This window comes from Paenibacillus oralis (genome assembly GCF_003863965.1).
Classification (GTDB): domain Bacteria; phylum Bacillota; class Bacilli; order Paenibacillales; family Paenibacillaceae; genus Fontibacillus; species Fontibacillus oralis.
In genome coordinates, this window is record NZ_RRCN01000001.1 from 3,595,292 (window position 1) to 3,610,535 (window position 15,244).

The following is a 15,244-nucleotide window of genomic DNA, read 5'->3' on the forward strand; positions in this document are numbered from 1 at the left end:
AAACAGTTTGCTTGCGTTCGAAGGTTAACAACGTTCTAGCGGCCGCCGCCGGCGCCGGATCGAAAACGAAGGAAGGACCAGACGGTCAGCAGGATCAGTACGAAGAGACAAACCGAGATGCTGATCCGGTTTTGCGCGTCAAACAGAAACAACAGGGCGATGACCGATAAGCAAACGACCGTTAAGCTCGTGATATACGGATATCCCCAGACTTTAAAGCCCGGCGCCAGCGGATAAGTTTTGCGCAGCTTAAGCTGAGACAGGCAGATCGTAATCCAAACGAGCACCACGACGAAACCCGGCACCGCCATCAGCAAGCGAAACAAACCAGCCTGATTCAAATAGGCGACCAACGAACCGAGGATCAGCACGCTGCCGCAGAGCTTCAGGCTGTTGACCGGAACCCCTTTGGCCGAAATATGGGCAAGCAAGGACGGGGCTTCGCCGCCCGCCGCCATGGAGTGGAGCATGCGGGTGGCGCCGTAGATGCCGGAATTGGCCGCCGACAGAACGGCCGTAATCAGGATGAAGTTCATCAGGTGCGCCGAGCCCTGCAGGCCGGCGGACGCCAGTACCTGGACGAACGGGCTGGTCTGTTCGTTCAGGCTGTTCCACGGGATCAGTCCGCAAATGACGAGAATCGGCAGCGTATAAAACAAGACGACGCGCAAAATAAAGCTTTTGACGACCCGGGGCAGCACCTTTTCGGCGTCTTGCGCTTCCGATAAAGTCAGCCCGATCAGCTCGGAGCCGCCGTAAGAGAACATGACGACCAGCAGGGCCGAGAAAATGGCGGTCCAGCCATGGGGAAAGAAGCCGCCGTAAGCGGTGTAATTGTACGGGAACGGAGCCCCGGCCCCGGGAATCCAGCCGAACAGGATGGCTGCGCCCAGCACGATGAACACCACGATCATGGCGATTTTGATGCCGGCGAGCCAAAATTCGAATTCGCCGTAACCTCCGACGCTCATCGTATTAACGGCCAGGATGAAGGCCGCGCTGGCCAGGCTTAGCACCCATAGCGGCACGTCCGGAAGCCAAAACTGCAGGAAGCTGCCGGCGGCGATGACCTCGATGACGCAGACGGCCAGCCACATAAAGCAATACAGCCAGCCGATGATAAAAGAGACCCGTTCCCCGAACGCATGGCGGATAAAATCCTTCATATTTTTGCCCGGATAGACGGTGGCCATTTCGGCGATCGCTCCCATGACGACCAGCAGCAGCAAGCCGGCGAAAACGTAAGAAAAAATCACGCCGGGACCGGCCAGGCTTACCGTTTCCGCGCTGCCTTTGAAAATGCCGGTGCCGATCACGCCGCCCATCGCCATAAAACTGATATGGCGCGGCAGCAATTTTTTTTGCAAAGTGGTTTGGTTGTTGGATTTCATATGGATAGTGCCCCCTGAACGCGATGTTGGTCATAAATGGATATTTACTAATCTTACTGCAAATCGGCAGAGATAGGAAATGACAAACCTCTTCTTTTTGCCTTGACAAATATTTTTTAGCCTTGTTTAATAGGAAAATAGTTTTTTAACAAAATGTGAACAAAGAAGGCGGACTCCATGAATACGCATCTCAAAAACATTCATCCCTTATCCTGGACTATAATTGTAGGAACGATTTTTGGCCGGATGGCCACATCCATGAGCATTCCGTTTTTATCCATTTATTTGATCAAATCGATGGGGGCGACCGCCTCGGAAACCGGGATTGTCGTTGCTGTCAGTTCGCTGATCGGCGTATTCGCCAGCTTTTACGGAGGATACATCTCGGACGTCATCGGACGAAAAAGAGTGCTGTATATATCTATTTTCGGCTGGACGCTGGTGTTCGTCGGTTTTGCCTTGGCGGACAAGGTATGGATATTTTTCGTCATGAACGCGCTCAACGGGTTGTGCCGGGCGATGTTCGAGCCGACCTCGCGGGCGCTGCTGGCCGACATTACGACGCAGGAGAGCAAGATGCTCGTATTTAACCTTCGTTACGCGGCGATCAATCTGGGCGTGGTCATCGGGCCGATTCTCGGCATGCAGCTCGGCGCTTCGGAATCGGGGGTAGCTTTTTATTTTGCCGGCCTCGTTTATTTCCTGTACGGCATCGTGCTCCTGATCCAGTTCATGGCCCATAAAAATGTCGGCACCGCCGATCGGGGCGCCGGCGAGCGCCTGACCTTGCAAGGAGCCCTGCAAGTGACCGGCCGGGACCGCACCTTCGTGTACGTGCTGATCGGCATGATCTTTTGCGTGCTGGGTTACGGCCATTTCGACTCCACGTTGGCGCAGTATATGGAAATGAGCCCGGATATCGAAAACGGCGCCAAGTGGTTCAGCTACATGCTGTCGCTGAACGCGATCGTCGTGTTGGTCGTACAGTTTCCGCTCGTCCGGTTGGCCAGCCGTTTTTCGCCGATCGTCCCGCTCATTACCGGCAATTTGTTCGTTTCTTGCAGTTTGCTTCTGTTTGGATCGTTCCATACGATTTGGGCGTTTATTCTCGGGGTCGTTATCTTTACGATCGGGGAAGTGCTGATGTTTACGATGACTGATGTGCTGGTTGACCGGATCGCGAAACCGGAGCTGCGCGGCACTTATTTCGGCGTTTTCGGGTTCAACAACCTGGGGAATACGCTGGCCCCGCTGCTTGGCGGATTTTTGCTGGATTCTATGGGGGCCGGGGCGGCGCTGCCCATTTTCGCGATACTTGCCCTGACGACGGCCTGCGGCGTGCCGTTTCTGCTGCTGGCCAACCGCCATCTGGCGGACGGCAAACCGGCCAAAACGGCCGAAGCTGCGGAGGCTGCGGCGCAAAGCTAAGCCGGCGCGAACCCCGGTTGAAGTATTTGCGTCTGTACAGTTGCAATGAGGGCGATGCGCCGGAAGAGAGGGAAGGAGATAAGGAATCTGGGGGCTAAGGGACACCAGAGCCGTTATTTGCGAAAAAACGGAGATTTGCAAAATGTAACGGACACAGAAGACCTTATTTACCTTGAATCGGCCCGAATGAACTCGTTTAGAGCGAAATAGGGTCATGTGTGTCCGTTAGGCTGGGAAATACCCGGGAAATGGGCGGATAAGGTCGCTGGTGTCCGTTAGAGCCGCGTTCCTGATTTACCACAATCCCGAAGTGTTTAAAATAATTTCTAACGCGGTGGATTGGGTTGCTCCGGTTCAAGGCCCCACGCCGGTTTACGGCAGCACCGCCCCGCTGGAGAACATCTGGGCGAGACTTGCGCAAGCAGAAAAGCCAACCGCCTTCATACCAGGTGCGGTTGGCTTTTCTTTTCATAACGCGATTTAAGTAAAACGCATATTTTAACGCCCCGATTGCTGCTGGCCGAATGCCGCTTTGGCATCCTCCGCCATTTCTTTGGCAAACTCTTCCCTTTCCTTGCTCGGAACCGGCATTTTGTTGAACTCGTCTCTTTGCACTTCATATTTGCTAGGACCTTGAGACTCTTTCTTCATACTGCTACCCTCCTTCAACTCCCGATAAGTCAACAGTAGGGTGCGTTGGCATGATGGATTTTATGCACCTGATTATTTTTTTGCTTGCTTCGGCCAAATAAAATACGTGACGGTAATGACCAAATCCACACACAGCACAATGCCCCACACTCGGAGTACTCCAAGCAAAGCTTCGGTCCGGCCGGAATCGTTGATGAAATAGATCATCCCGGCCAGCAGCAGCCCCCCGATCAAAAACGCGAGAATATGGCGGATAAATCCCTTCAATTCGTGTTTGGCATGTTCCGTGCCGTAACGCTTTACCGGTTTGGCCGCCTCCTCTTTAGCCACGTAGTAGCGGAACCTTGCGTCGGCCCAGTCCACCATGCTTTTTCCGTAGGCGATCGATACCCCGATATATACGGCCGCAAGCGCATGGGCCGTCGTGGCTGTTGCCCCATTGTACAGGTCGACGCCGGTAATGACGAACAGGATCAGGTCGATGACCGGAGTCAGGGCCAGCAAGGCCAGCCCCAGCTTAGGCCGTTTCCATAAATAACGTACGATTAATCCTGCGGCAATAACCACCCAAAAGGCGATTTCGCAGGCGACAATTGTCCAAGCCACCGCATTCATGCGTGTTCTCCCCCTCCTGTAATTTCTGAAGTCTTGAAGTATTGTAACATCCTTGTTTATTTAATACAACTGTATCATATAGATTGTGTTGTTGGCCTATGGCTGATAAACTGGAGATATGCCAAAACAAGTAGACCATGATCAAAGAAAACAAACGATCGCCGAGGCGACGTGGCGGGTCATTTTGCAGCAGGGGATGGAAGGAGCGTCGGTGCGCAACATCGCCAAAGAGGCCGGGTTGTCGGCCGGCGCATTGCGCCATGATTTTTCCTCGCAGGAGGAACTGCTTCGCTACGCCATGAATCTGGTGAAGGAGAAGGCGGCGGCCCGAATCAAAGCGATTCTGACGCTAGAGTTGCCGCCAAAGGAAAAAGTATTAAGAACCTTGCTGGAGATTGTGCCGACCCGCGAGGAAACCAGGGCGGAAATGGAGGTTTGGATGGCGTTTACGACGTATTTCCGGCACAAGCAAACGGGATTTGATGCCCAGCATGACGGGATATACCAATTGATGCAATACCTTATCGCTTATTTGGAGCAGCAAGGGCTGCTGGAAACGGGCGCGGATCAAGAGCTGGAGGCGGAGCGGTTGTATGCCTTGATCGACGGCATCGCGCTCCATGCATTGCTCGATTCGCAGCGGCTTGGTGCAGGCAAGATCAGCCGAATCCTGGAGTATCACCTGAATTCGATGATGGATGCGGCCGAGAACTAGGCGGACCGGGCGGGAGCCGGCGCGGCTAAAGCCCTGCCGGCTTATTTGTTTTTGCGCGACAGATTCAGCAGGGACAAGCCGTAAAACAGCACAGTGGTCCCCAGCAGAATGACGATGCTTAGCCAGTTCTCCACCGTGTAGCTGCCGAATTGGCACACCACGCCCATGCTTCGCATGAACTCCGCCTCCATCGTGCCCGGCGTCCCGGCGAAGGATATTTCCAGCGGACGTTCCAGCATCACGCTGCGGATCAGTACGCCGGCGTGCGATACGGGAAACAGCTTGATGACCCACTGCACCGCTTCCGGCAGGCTGCCCACCGGCACGTAAACGCCGGTCAGGAAGCCGATCAGCGTTCCGATCACCGTGCTGGCCGCCGAGAAGGCGTTTTGGCTGCGCACAAATGTAGTGATGAAGAATATGATTGAGCTGCTTGCCAGCACGGACAATACGATTAGGCCAAGCACTTCCAGCATGCCAAGGGCGGGCAGCAGTTCGCCGCCAACCAGCAGGATGTACAGCTCTCCTAGCATAAAAGTGACTGCGCTCATGATAACGCCGATAGAACAGGCGCTTAGGATGTATCCGCCGGTCAGCCGGCTTCTGCGGATTGGAGAGGCCGTGAAGTCCTTGAGAATTTTCCGCGACCGGTCTTCGACCATAATGCCGAATGCGCCCATCGTTGAAGTGACGGAGGTGACGGCGAGAATGCCGGCCAGCACCCAGCTGTCGATAAGGAAGCTCACGCCTTCGATATCCGGCAGGCCGCTTGCGATCATATCGCCGAGGAACACGACGTATAACCCCAGTATGATAAAGACCGCCAACAAAGAAAACATCACGGCGGCCCGGTCGCGGAAGAAGATCTTCAAATTTCGCTGCGCGATGCTGATCATCAGCTTCTTACCTCCATTCCCGTCAGGTTGATAAAAACGTCGTCCATCGTTCCGTTGATGATTTCGATGTTCTCGACATTATCCCGGCAGCGATCGATAATTCCGAGCGCTTCCACGGTGCGGCTCAGCGCGATCCGGTATACGCCGGCGGCGTCCCGGTCGAAGGCGGCGCCGAGGTCCGTCAGCACGCCGGCCAACTCAGCGTCAAGTACCGGCTTGATTTTCAGTATATCCGCGGCATAGCGGTTTTTCAGCTCCAGCGGAGTCCCCCGGGCCAGCACCTCCCCATGGTCGATGATGGTGATGTAGTCGGCCTGCGCGGCTTCTTCCATATAATGCGTGGTGAGAAACACGGTCATGCCCTGCTCCCGCTGCAGCTTCAGGATCATTTCCCACACGTTTTTGCGCGTTTGCGGATCCAACCCGGTCGTCGGTTCATCCAGGAACAGCACCCTCGGCGTATGGATCAAGGCCCGGGCGATATCCGCCCGCCTGCGCTGGCCGCCGGACAGCTTGCCGTAAGGCCGCGTTAGGAATTCACCAACGCAGGCCGCTTCCGCCGCTGCCGCGATCGCCGCCTCCAGCGCGGCGCGCGGCAAGCCGTAAAAGCTGCCCCGCACCTGTAAATTTTCTTTAACGGTCAACAGCGGATCAAGCAGGCTGTCCTGAAACACAATGCCGATGGAACCGCGAATCCGGTCATCATCCCGGCCCAAACGGTATCCGCCGAGGATCACTTCGCCGCCGTCCGGCTTGAGCCTTGTCGTGAGCATATCGATCGTCGTTGATTTGCCCGCTCCGTTGGGCCCCAGAAAGGCAAACAAGCTGCCCTCCTCTACGTAAAAGCCGATGTTCTTCACGGCCTCAAGCGATCCGAACGATTTTTTCAAGCCGTGCACTTCAATTATCTTGTTCATGGGCATCTTCCCCCGACTGGTTCAATTCGCGCTTCCGTATGATCCGCAGCTTCCGGTTGATCCGGCTCGCGTCGGCGCGGTCTTTCATGATCATCACGCCATACACCGCAAAATATGCCAGGATCGACATCCCGCCGATGACGGTGGCACTGTTCAGGTCAATAGAGAATACGCCCAGCAACGGGCCAACTGTAAACACGGACAGCAAAACGGCCAGGATATCGGCGGCTATCGACGTCCAGAGACGCTTCCAGGCGATCCGCTCGGTCACAAGCATCAGTATGACGATGCAGCAGGAGGTGATGGCAAACAGTTGAAACATGAACACAGTCTCAAAAGGCGGCAGCACCTCCAGCAAAGAAAGGATCGAATAGGCCAGGACGACAAACGTAAAGGATATGCAGTCTCTTGTGAGATAGGCTTTTAATCTAGTCATTATCGGCACCTCCTAAAAATCGAATTTTTGCTTGAAGCCTTGTACATAGTGGCGGTTGATGATCAGCTTCTCCCCGTTATCGAGCTTGGCCTCAAACCTCCCGTTGATCAGGGCCCGGACGCTGGACAGCTTCATGATGTTCAAAATACAGCTTTTGCTGATCCGCACAAAATCGGCCTGGGCGAATTGCTGCTCCAGCTCGTAAAGCCTCAGGCTGCACTCATAAACATCCTTTTCGCAATAAGCGAATGTTTTATCGTCGATGGACTCGAAGTAGTAGATGTCCTCGGGCCGCAGGGGATAGCTAGCGCCGTCTTTTTTTCCCGTGATGGAAAAGCCGTAGAGACGAATTTGCGCGATCAGCTTCTCCAAATCGGCGTCGATCAGCCTGCATTTTATGGTGATTTCCACGTCCTCATGCTCAAGCGATTGGTCGATAATCAGTTTCAAAGGATTCACTCCCCGTTATCCTCTATATAGGTGAGTTAACCATATCACGGCGATTTTTGCGGACGCAATGCCGCAACCGGCAAGCTGCCTGTTCGAAGGGGTAAGATGCATAGGCCGGAGCTAGTCTGCATAATCGGCCAAGTTCCCTCATAGACATGTATCAGTTTAGGAAATCAAACTGCAGAGGGGATGATCTCATGCGCCGTTTCTCATGGATAGGGATGCTGACCATCGTGCTGGCTTTAAGCGTTGTGTTGGCTGCATGCGGGAAAAAGGACGCTGACGGCGTCGTCAAGGATTTGGACAAAGTGGTCTCCGGATTAAAGAGTTATCAAGGTTCAGGCACGATGACGCTTTATACCGGCGACAAGCCGCAGGAGTATAAGGTGGAGGTATGGTACCAGAACCCGTCGTTCTACCGGATCGCGCTGACGAATGCGCAGAAGGATGTCACGCAAATCGTGCTCCGCAACGAGCAGGGGGTTTATGTGCTTACGCCCAGCCTGAACAAAAGCTTCCGCTTCCAAAGCGATTGGCCGGAAAATCAAGGCCAGGTTTATCTGTATCAGACGCTGGCCCGCAGCATTTTGACCGATGGCTCGAGGCAGTTCGAATCCGACAAGGAGAGCTATATTTTTGAAGTGGCCGCCAACTATAATACCCATGCTCTCGTGCGGCAAAAAATTTGGCTGGCCAAAGACAACTATGCGCCGAAACAAGTTCAGGTCTCCGATGCGGAGGCTAAGGTTGTCGTCGAAGTGAAATTCGACAAATTTGATTTTGACGCGAAGTTCGATAACAATTCGTTCGACATGCAGCACAACCTGGATACGGCGGCACAGGACGCCCAAGGCACGCTGCTTGAAGTCGATGAGAACGGCATGCTCGTTGAGAAGCCGGCCTCGGAACAAGCGGACGGAACCGAATCCGCATCGGCAAGCGGGGCAAGCGCGGACAAAACATCCAGCCCGGCCCTTTCGGAACCGTTCGGCGTCATTATTCCCACGTATTTGCCGGATGGGGTAGAGTACAAGGACGACAAAGTTGTGGAAGGCAGTGAGCGCAGCACCGTGCTTTTGCGTTATGACGGTACATATCAATTCACGCTGTCGGAGACGCGTTCCCCGGACCGCACCGCTTCCTTGGTGTCCGGCGAATTGGTCGACATGGGCTTTACCTGGGGCCTCTTGAGCGGAGAGGAGCTGCAAACCTTGACCTGGACCGTGGACGGTCTGGAGTTCCGGATCACAAGCGAAAACCTGCCTGTCCATGAAATGGTTAAAGTCGCCGCTTCTATGCAGGATCAAACGGGTAAATAATGAAGAACAGGCGGATTACGGCTGTTCCGGCAATCATATCCGATTTGGCCGGGCCCGTCTTTTCGCCTGCTTTTGTTTAGCGACCTTCACTTCCTTAAAATGGGTTCTTCCGCAGAATTGACAGCCGTCCCCCTGACCATTACGATTAGTGTATTGCTCAGGATGTTTTTGGACTTTCAATCTTTAGAGAAGGTGACCTAGAAGTGCAAGTGAAGTATCGATCTACCCATGCAGAAATTGATTTGGATGCGCTTGAAGCGAATTTCTCGGCGCTGCGGAGAAGACTGCCCGCAGACATGAAATTGCTTGCTTGTGTAAAAGCTAATGCTTATGGACACGGTGCCGTGCTTGTGGCGAAAGAATTGGAAAGGATCGGTGCGGACTATCTTAGCGTCGCGTTTTTGGATGAGGCGCTTGAGCTAAGGCGCGCCGGAATCAAGCTTCCGATTCTCGTATTGGGATATACGCCGCCGCATGGCGTTCGAACCGCTTGGGAGCATGACATCACGCTGAACGTGTTCAGCGATGAGGTGCTGGAGGCAATCGCTTCGCTTGCACCGGCGGCGTTCCCGCGTAAGCTGAAAGTCCATATCAAAATCGACTCCGGGATGGGGCGTTTGGGCCTGTTGCCGGGAGATGGGGCGGTTGCCTTCGTACGCAAGGCCATGCAGATTCCGCAGGTGGAAGTGGAAGGATTGTTCACCCATTTCTCCACGGCGGATGATGCGGACAAAACCTATACATTGGAACAGTTCCGCCGGTTTCAGGGAGTGGTAAACGCGCTGCGGGAGCATGAAATTGAAATCCCGATCATACATACGGGTAATAGCGCGATCTCCATTGACTTGCCGGAATTGTCGCTCCGGATGGTAAGAATCGGCATCGCTTTATACGGTCTTTATCCGTCCGGCGAAGTGCGGAAGGATGAGGTGAAGCTTACCCCGGTGCTGTCGCTCAAAACGCGGCTGGTTTGGGTGAAAACGCTGCCTCCCCATTCCGCGGTCAGCTATGGGGCGAGATACGTAACCCGGCGGGAGGAGCTGATCGGCACCCTTCCGATCGGTTACGCGGACGGATATTCCCGGATGCTGAGCGGCAAGGCGCAAGTACTGATACGCGGGCGCCGCGTCCCTGTGGTCGGAACGATTTGCATGGACCAATGTATGGTTTCGCTTCAAGCTTTGGCTGATGAAGCCGAAGAAATTCAAGCCGGCGAGGAGGTTGTGCTCATCGGCCAGCAGTCCGGCGAGGAAATTAGCGCCGGCGAGCTGGCCTCCGCTCTTGGAACCATTCATTACGAAGTGGTGTGCATGCTGGCCCACCGTATACCCCGGGTATACAAACGGATGGGGCAGCCCGACGTATTGATCAATCCGCTGCTGTAAACATTCGTTTCGGCAGACAAAATTCAACAAAACTTTTCCCCTGCATGAAGGATTTTGTGCCAGGTCCATCGAAATAGCAAATAGATGGAAGCTGTTCAGGTATGTACGGCATTGTCATTTTTGTTTATAATGAAATGCAGCATACTTGATATACCTATGGCATATATTTTTGTATAAATTCCCTTGAATAATGCTATACTGATGACAGGGAATCAGGGTCGACAAGGTTTTGGGGGTGGAAGTTAAGGATGGCCAATATGCACAACACCAAAAGAATCATGATCAGTTTGCCGGATCATCTTTTGCAGGAAGTGGATGGGATCGTTGCGATGGAAAATTCCAACCGCAGCGAGTTGATCAGACAGGCCATGAAGCTGTATCTGAACGAACGCAAGAAACGGTTCATTCGCGAATCGATGCAGCGCGGGTATATGGAGATGGCTAAAATCAATTTGTCCATGGCCTCGGAAGCATTCCATGCGGAGGAAGATGCAGACATCACTCTGGACCGCCTAGTAAGCGGGGTGTAAACATTGATCGTAAAGCGCGGCGACGTTTTTTTCGCAGACCTCTCTCCTGTCGTTGGATCTGAGCAGGGCGGGGTAAGACCTGTGCTTATCATCCAGAATGATATCGGCAATCGATTTAGCCCTACGGCCATTGTTGCCGCTATCACGGCACAAATCCAAAAAGCAAAGCTGCCGACCCATGTGGAAATCGATGCGGCTACGCACGGATTTGACAGAGATTCCGTGATTTTGCTGGAACAGATACGTACGATCGACAAACAACGACTTACCGATAAAATAACTCATTTGGACGAAGAGACGATGAAAAAAGTTAACGATTCGCTGCTGATTAGTCTCGGTTTAATCGATTTCTGATATGTAAAAGGAGATATCTCCGGGCCCGAACAAGGCGCCCCGCGAGATACCTCCTTTTTTTCTGGCAAGTCAAATTTATGCTTAATCCGTCCGCAGCGCGTAGATGGGACGAAGTTTGGCTGCCTTGTTGGCCGGAATCATGCCGAAGACGATCCCGATGAACAAGGAGAACCCAAAGGAAATCAGCACGATGGAAAAAGAAACCTCGGTGTTCAGCGTCGACATGCTTGCGACCAGGGCGCTTGCCCCGTAGCCCAGCGCTACCCCGATCAGGCCGCCAAAACCGCTGAGCGCGGTCGATTCGACCATGAACTGCAGCAAAATATCCCGCTTCTTCGCGCCAATCGCTTTGCGCACGCCGATTTCCCGCGTTCTTTCGCTGACGGACACAAGCATGATGTTCATGATGCCGATGCCGCCGACGAGCAGGGAAATTCCGGCGATGCCGCCCAGAGCGAGCGACAGCATTTGTGTGGTGGAGTTGAGCGTATCCATCATGTCCTGCGCGTTGAAAATATTGTAGGAATTGTCCGCGTTCATAAATTTCTCGTCCAGCCAATTTTCCAGGCGCGTTTGCGTGCTGGCGACGAGATCCGTCGCTTCCACCTGAACGGTGATCGAACGGATGCCGCGGCTTTGCAAAAACCGTTCCGCCGTCGTGATCGGAATCAATATTTTGTCGTCGTTGGACTCGGTGGCGCTGTCGCCTTTCTCTTCCAGCAGCCCGACGATCTTGAAGCTCGAACCGTTGAGTTGGAGCGTTTCGCCAACCGGATTATCCGTGCCGAAAAAATCGCTGGCGACCTGGCTTCCGATCAACGCCACCTTCATCCGGTATTCATTGTCGATGTCCAAAATATACCGTCCGGATTGAACGTGAAAGTCTTTAACGTCCTCGTAGGAAGGGGAGATCCCCTCGATTGTGTACGAGTCGTTTATCGTGCCTTTTTTCACCGTCGCCGACCCGTTGATTATCGGGGAAACGGCTTTGACGCCCGCAATCTCGGTTAGGCTTTTCACCTCGTCATAGGTCAGCGAAGTGGTGGCACCGCGCCCCATAATATTGACGGTGAGCAAATCGGTGCCAAGGCCTTCAAGCTGTTCGGTAATGGAGGAAGTGGTTCCTTGGCCGACCGATACAAGGGTGATAACGGAGGATACGCCGATAATAATGCCGAGCATCGTAAGGAATGATCTCACTTTATTGCCGATGATGCTTTTCCAGGCCATCTTGATGCTTTGATAGATGTTCAATCCGCATTCCCCCGATCCTCGACAATTTCGCCGTCTTTGATGCGGATGACCCGCTTAGCCTGTTCGGCGATCGACAGGTCATGCGTAATGATGATGATCGTATGGCCCAGCTTATTTAGTTCCTTCATCATTTCCATGACTTCCACGCCTGTTTTGCTGTCGAGCGCGCCTGTCGGTTCGTCCGCCAGCAGCACGGGCGGCTTGCCGGCAATCGCCCGGGCGATCGCCACTCGCTGCTGCTGACCGCCGGACAAGGCGGATGGGCGATTGTGCATCCGGTTCTCCAGGCCAACGAGTTTGAGGGACTCCTCGGCGGAGTTTTTACGCTCGCGATGCGGAACATTGCGGTAGATCAGCGGGAGCTCCACATTTTCGAAGGCGGATAATTTCGGCAGCAGATTGTACTGCTGAAAGATAAACCCGATTTTTTCATTGCGGATTTGCGCCAGCTTATTGTCGGACAGTTTTCTTACGTCCTGACCGTCCAGCCAATACTCGCCTTCATTCGCTATATCCAGGCAGCCGAGCATGTTCATCAGCGTCGATTTCCCGGAACCGGACGGTCCGATAATGGCGACGAACTCGCCGTGATCGATTTGGAACGAGATATCCCTCAGCACCGGCATCATTTCGCCGGCCATAAAGTAGCCGTGTCCTAAATTTTTCACTTTAATTAAGGGATGCGCAGAGGTGGACATTATCTTCCACCTCCGCCGAAGCCTCCGCCGCCAGGCATGCCGCCGCCGGGCCCGCCTACGCTGAAGCCTCCGCCCATGCCGCCGGGCATCATTTGCTGCTCCCGCTGTTGTTGGTTGGAGCTGGAGGAAGAACCGACCACCGTCGGGACGACGACCTCATCTCCCTCATTCAGCCCGCTGACGATTTCGATCAAAGATTCGTTATGAACGCCGACTTCGACTTCCTGCGTCCGCCCGTTTATTCCGCTCTGATTTCTGGAGCCTCGCTCTCCGCTAGCTGCGGCTTGCCCGGATGTTTGGCCGCTTTGATCCGCGCCGGAACGGGAGCCGGCAGCGCCGCGTTGCCCGGTAGTGCCGCTTTGCGCCCGCGCCTCGGCGCCCGCGCTGCCGCCGCTTGCTTTGCCGTCTGCAGCCCCAGGGGATTGTTCCGTACTGGCCCCGCCGGCGGCATCGGCAGCGGCTCCCGGAAGAATAACCATGTACTTATCTCCTCTTTGCTGCACGGCTTCGATCGGAAGAGTAAGGATGCCGGTTTTTTCATCAATGATGATCGTCGCTTCGGCGGACATGCCGACGCGAACGTTTTCCGAATTTTTGAGCCCGATCGTGACATCAAACAAAGAAACGCCGTTGGAAGTAACGCCTTCGTCCGCAATGTCCGTCACTTCCCCTTCAATCGTTTGGCCTTCGAGCGCATCGATCGAAACTTCGGATTTCATGCCGAGCTTAACGTTTGGAATATCCAGTTCATCCACTTGAATCTTGATACTTAAGTTTTGATAGTTGTTGATGACGAAAAGTTCACCGCCATCCTTGGCATTTTCCCCGGCCGTGATGTTGACGGAGGTCACGGTTCCGTCGATCGGGGAGGTTAGGGGATCCGGCGGGACCATGTCTTCCTTCAGCGCAGCGATTTCGCTTTCCGTGTTGCTGATGTTCCATTCCTGCTTTGTAATCGATTTTTTCGCGGCGCTCAGCTCTTCATCGGAAGCTCCTTCTTGAACCTTCCGCTTGTACTGATCCTGCAAATCGGCGAGATCCAACTGTTGGCTTTTTAACGAGGTTTCTTGCGATTTCAACTGGTCTTCGACATCTTGCGCTTCAAAGGTAAGCAGGACCTGTCCTTTCTTGACGACGTCCCCTTCCTTGATCAGAACTTCCTTGACTTTGCCTTCATCTTTGGTCCGCACCGTTTCGCTGTCCGTCGAAACCACCGAACCCGACCCGGATACGCTGACGGTAATGTCGCCTTTCGCCACCTTGGTCGTATTTTGGACCGCCGCCTGGGTCGTTTGCTGCTTATTGGGCAACATCATTACGAGAACGATGACGATGGCGCTTAAAACGATGATTCCGCTCCCGATCCATATCCATTTTTTTCTCATCAAATCACTCCAACTTTCCCGGATATTTTAGAACGCTTGCTTTTTTCAGCCCAACCCAACAGATTAAAAATATGTATAAATGAACCCATTGCGAGCCTCCTTAGCTGAACATTTTGGCAGATGGCGCTGCTTGTTCATTATTTTAAAATATAAAAATGAAGCAAACCTGAATCGGAGCTTAAAGTTTTCTGAAAAGAATTTCCACAAACAGAAAAACGGGAAAATATTCATGGCGTCATTCCGGAGAATCAAGTACAATAATTATAAGGAAAAATCTAGGGAGGACCGCTTTACATGGATCAACATCCGTCTAACACATCTTATCCGTACGAATCATTCAACAGCAATTACCCGCCAGGCCAGCCGCCAATGCCGGCCAAAACGAACGGCAAATCGATCGCTTCGCTGGTGCTTGGCATATTGTCGATTGTCATACCTTATATCGGCTTTATTTTGGGAATTGTCGCTATCGTGTTTTCCACGTTGGCCTTCAAGGAACTTAAAAAGACGAATGAACAAGGGAAAGGCTTAACCGTAGCGGGGCTCGTCTGCGGCATTATCGGGACGGCATTATACGGAATTATCCTGCTGTTCATTGTCATCTTTGTCATTGCGTTCGCAGCAACGCCGGACTTGTACACGAACTTTTAGGATGATTGTAAGAGAGGGAGAGAGCATCGGTGCCTTAGGGCCCGGTGTTTTTTCGTTATTACAGGCACGCTGCCTGCATTTGGAGGAGGTTGGGGGATTAACGGTAAAAAAGGGCCCTATTTTCATCAAAAAAGAAGCTAAGCAAAGATAGAGGAATTTTTTACCGCTA

At 53.3% G+C, this 15,244-nt stretch carries 18 protein-coding genes; 8 read left to right on the forward strand and 10 right to left on the reverse strand.

Going from position 1 to position 15,244, the window contains the following annotated elements:
• Window positions 1–35 precede the first annotated feature (35 nt).
• Entirely contained in the window at window positions 36–1,391 is a 1,356-nt protein-coding gene (locus EHV15_RS16080) for an amino acid permease (protein WP_128632091.1), read from the reverse strand.
• 177 nt (window positions 1,392–1,568) lie between these two features.
• On the opposite strand from EHV15_RS16080, the gene EHV15_RS16085 reads away from it, so the two are divergent.
• Window positions 1,569–2,819 (forward strand): MDR family MFS transporter, encoded by a 1,251-nt coding sequence (locus EHV15_RS16085; RefSeq protein WP_128632092.1) that lies wholly within the window; start codon window positions 1,569–1,571, stop codon window positions 2,817–2,819.
• Between the two features lie 268 nt (window positions 2,820–3,087).
• Window positions 3,088–3,303, forward strand: coding sequence for a hypothetical protein (locus EHV15_RS16090; RefSeq protein ID WP_128632093.1), 216 nt, complete (start codon window positions 3,088–3,090; stop codon window positions 3,301–3,303).
• 14 nt (window positions 3,304–3,317) lie between these two features.
• Here the strand turns inward: EHV15_RS16090 and EHV15_RS36545 are convergent, their stop codons facing one another.
• Window positions 3,318–3,470, reverse strand: coding sequence for a hypothetical protein (locus tag EHV15_RS36545; protein WP_178075872.1), 153 nt, complete (start codon window positions 3,468–3,470; stop codon window positions 3,318–3,320).
• 72 nt (window positions 3,471–3,542) lie between these two features.
• Window positions 3,543–4,085: a hypothetical protein gene (locus tag EHV15_RS16095; RefSeq protein ID WP_128632094.1), complete on the reverse strand. Its 543-nt coding sequence runs from the start codon at window positions 4,083–4,085 to the stop codon at window positions 3,543–3,545.
• Window positions 4,086–4,203: 118 nt separating this feature from the next.
• Between EHV15_RS16095 and EHV15_RS16100 the strand changes: the two genes are divergently transcribed.
• The gene (locus EHV15_RS16100; protein WP_128632095.1) at window positions 4,204–4,800 is read left to right on the forward strand and encodes a TetR/AcrR family transcriptional regulator; all 597 of its coding nucleotides are present in this window, start codon (window positions 4,204–4,206) and stop codon (window positions 4,798–4,800) included.
• A gap of 41 nt (window positions 4,801–4,841) precedes the next feature.
• Here EHV15_RS16100 and EHV15_RS16105 read toward each other — a convergent pair whose 3' ends face one another.
• From EHV15_RS16105 to EHV15_RS16120, 4 genes are read right to left on the reverse strand one after another with little or no spacing between them, the layout of a single operon-like run.
• Window positions 4,842–5,696: an ABC transporter permease gene (locus EHV15_RS16105; RefSeq protein WP_128632096.1), complete on the reverse strand. Its 855-nt coding sequence runs from the start codon at window positions 5,694–5,696 to the stop codon at window positions 4,842–4,844.
• On the reverse strand, window positions 5,696–6,613 hold the full coding sequence (locus EHV15_RS16110) for an ATP-binding cassette domain-containing protein (protein WP_128632097.1): 918 nt from the start codon (window positions 6,611–6,613) through the stop codon (window positions 5,696–5,698). Before EHV15_RS16110 ends, EHV15_RS16105 begins: the two co-directional genes overlap by 1 nt.
• On the reverse strand, window positions 6,597–7,049 hold the full coding sequence (locus tag EHV15_RS16115; RefSeq protein WP_128632098.1) for a DUF3021 family protein: 453 nt from the start codon (window positions 7,047–7,049) through the stop codon (window positions 6,597–6,599). The genes EHV15_RS16110 and EHV15_RS16115 overlap by 17 nt, the downstream gene beginning before the upstream one ends.
• Before the next feature lie 12 nt (window positions 7,050–7,061).
• A complete protein-coding gene (locus tag EHV15_RS16120) occupies window positions 7,062–7,499 on the reverse strand; it encodes a LytTR family DNA-binding domain-containing protein (RefSeq protein ID WP_128632099.1) in 438 nt (145 codons plus the stop codon).
• 197 nt (window positions 7,500–7,696) lie between these two features.
• Here EHV15_RS16120 and EHV15_RS16125 point away from each other — a divergent pair, with 197 nt between their 5' ends.
• The 4 genes from EHV15_RS16125 (at window position 7,697) to EHV15_RS16140 (ending at window position 11,087) form a co-directional block, all read left to right on the forward strand.
• On the forward strand, window positions 7,697–8,818 hold the full coding sequence (locus EHV15_RS16125) for an outer membrane lipoprotein-sorting protein (protein WP_128632100.1): 1,122 nt from the start codon (window positions 7,697–7,699) through the stop codon (window positions 8,816–8,818).
• A 203-nt stretch (window positions 8,819–9,021) separates the two neighbouring features.
• Window positions 9,022–10,203 carry an alanine racemase gene (gene alr, locus EHV15_RS16130; protein ID WP_128632101.1) on the forward strand — a complete coding sequence of 394 codons (1,182 nt, stop codon included), beginning with the start codon at window positions 9,022–9,024 and terminating at the stop codon, window positions 10,201–10,203.
• Between the two features lie 248 nt (window positions 10,204–10,451).
• Window positions 10,452–10,733 (forward strand): CopG family ribbon-helix-helix protein, encoded by a 282-nt coding sequence (locus tag EHV15_RS16135; protein WP_018750966.1) that lies wholly within the window; start codon window positions 10,452–10,454, stop codon window positions 10,731–10,733.
• A 3-nt stretch (window positions 10,734–10,736) separates the two neighbouring features.
• The gene (locus EHV15_RS16140) at window positions 10,737–11,087 is read left to right on the forward strand and encodes a type II toxin-antitoxin system PemK/MazF family toxin (protein ID WP_009226461.1); all 351 of its coding nucleotides are present in this window, start codon (window positions 10,737–10,739) and stop codon (window positions 11,085–11,087) included.
• 81 nt (window positions 11,088–11,168) lie between these two features.
• Here the strand turns inward: EHV15_RS16140 and EHV15_RS16145 are convergent, their stop codons facing one another.
• From EHV15_RS16145 to EHV15_RS16155, 3 genes are read right to left on the reverse strand one after another with little or no spacing between them, the layout of a single operon-like run.
• Window positions 11,169–12,341: an ABC transporter permease gene (locus tag EHV15_RS16145; RefSeq protein ID WP_128632102.1), complete on the reverse strand. Its 1,173-nt coding sequence runs from the start codon at window positions 12,339–12,341 to the stop codon at window positions 11,169–11,171.
• The gene (locus EHV15_RS16150) at window positions 12,338–13,039 is read right to left on the reverse strand and encodes an ABC transporter ATP-binding protein (protein ID WP_128632103.1); all 702 of its coding nucleotides are present in this window, start codon (window positions 13,037–13,039) and stop codon (window positions 12,338–12,340) included. Before EHV15_RS16150 ends, EHV15_RS16145 begins: the two co-directional genes overlap by 4 nt.
• Window positions 13,039–14,424: an efflux RND transporter periplasmic adaptor subunit gene (locus EHV15_RS16155; RefSeq protein WP_128632104.1), complete on the reverse strand. Its 1,386-nt coding sequence runs from the start codon at window positions 14,422–14,424 to the stop codon at window positions 13,039–13,041. The genes EHV15_RS16150 and EHV15_RS16155 overlap by 1 nt, the downstream gene beginning before the upstream one ends.
• Window positions 14,425–14,718: 294 nt before the next feature.
• Here EHV15_RS16155 and EHV15_RS16160 point away from each other — a divergent pair, with 294 nt between their 5' ends.
• A complete protein-coding gene (locus tag EHV15_RS16160) occupies window positions 14,719–15,075 on the forward strand; it encodes a DUF4190 domain-containing protein (RefSeq protein ID WP_128632105.1) in 357 nt (118 codons plus the stop codon).
• The last annotated feature ends 169 nt before the right edge of the window (window positions 15,076–15,244 follow it).

Bases quoted from the DNA above. Each gene is read 5' to 3' on its own strand.
- EHV15_RS16095 (WP_128632094.1), bottom strand. From the start codon at position 4,085: ATGAATGCGGTGGCTTGGACAATTGTCGCCTGCGAAATCGCCTTTTGG.
- EHV15_RS16160 (WP_128632105.1), top strand. From the start codon at position 14,719: ATGGATCAACATCCGTCTAACACATCTTATCCGTACGAATCATTCAAC.
- EHV15_RS16100 (WP_128632095.1), top strand. From the start codon at position 4,204: ATGCCAAAACAAGTAGACCATGATCAAAGAAAACAAACGATCGCCGAG.
- EHV15_RS16085 (WP_128632092.1), top strand. From the start codon at position 1,569: ATGAATACGCATCTCAAAAACATTCATCCCTTATCCTGGACTATAATT.
- EHV15_RS16135 (WP_018750966.1), top strand. From the start codon at position 10,452: ATGGCCAATATGCACAACACCAAAAGAATCATGATCAGTTTGCCGGAT.
- EHV15_RS16150 (WP_128632103.1), bottom strand. From the start codon at position 13,039: ATGTCCACCTCTGCGCATCCCTTAATTAAAGTGAAAAATTTAGGACAC.
- EHV15_RS16125 (WP_128632100.1), top strand. From the start codon at position 7,697: ATGCGCCGTTTCTCATGGATAGGGATGCTGACCATCGTGCTGGCTTTA.
- EHV15_RS16080 (WP_128632091.1), bottom strand. From the start codon at position 1,391: ATGAAATCCAACAACCAAACCACTTTGCAAAAAAAATTGCTGCCGCGC.
- EHV15_RS16110 (WP_128632097.1), bottom strand. From the start codon at position 6,613: ATGAACAAGATAATTGAAGTGCACGGCTTGAAAAAATCGTTCGGATCG.
- EHV15_RS36545 (WP_178075872.1), bottom strand. From the start codon at position 3,470: ATGAAGAAAGAGTCTCAAGGTCCTAGCAAATATGAAGTGCAAAGAGAC.
- EHV15_RS16105 (WP_128632096.1), bottom strand. From the start codon at position 5,696: ATGATCAGCATCGCGCAGCGAAATTTGAAGATCTTCTTCCGCGACCGG.
- EHV15_RS16115 (WP_128632098.1), bottom strand. From the start codon at position 7,049: ATGACTAGATTAAAAGCCTATCTCACAAGAGACTGCATATCCTTTACG.
- EHV15_RS16155 (WP_128632104.1), bottom strand. From the start codon at position 14,424: ATGAGAAAAAAATGGATATGGATCGGGAGCGGAATCATCGTTTTAAGC.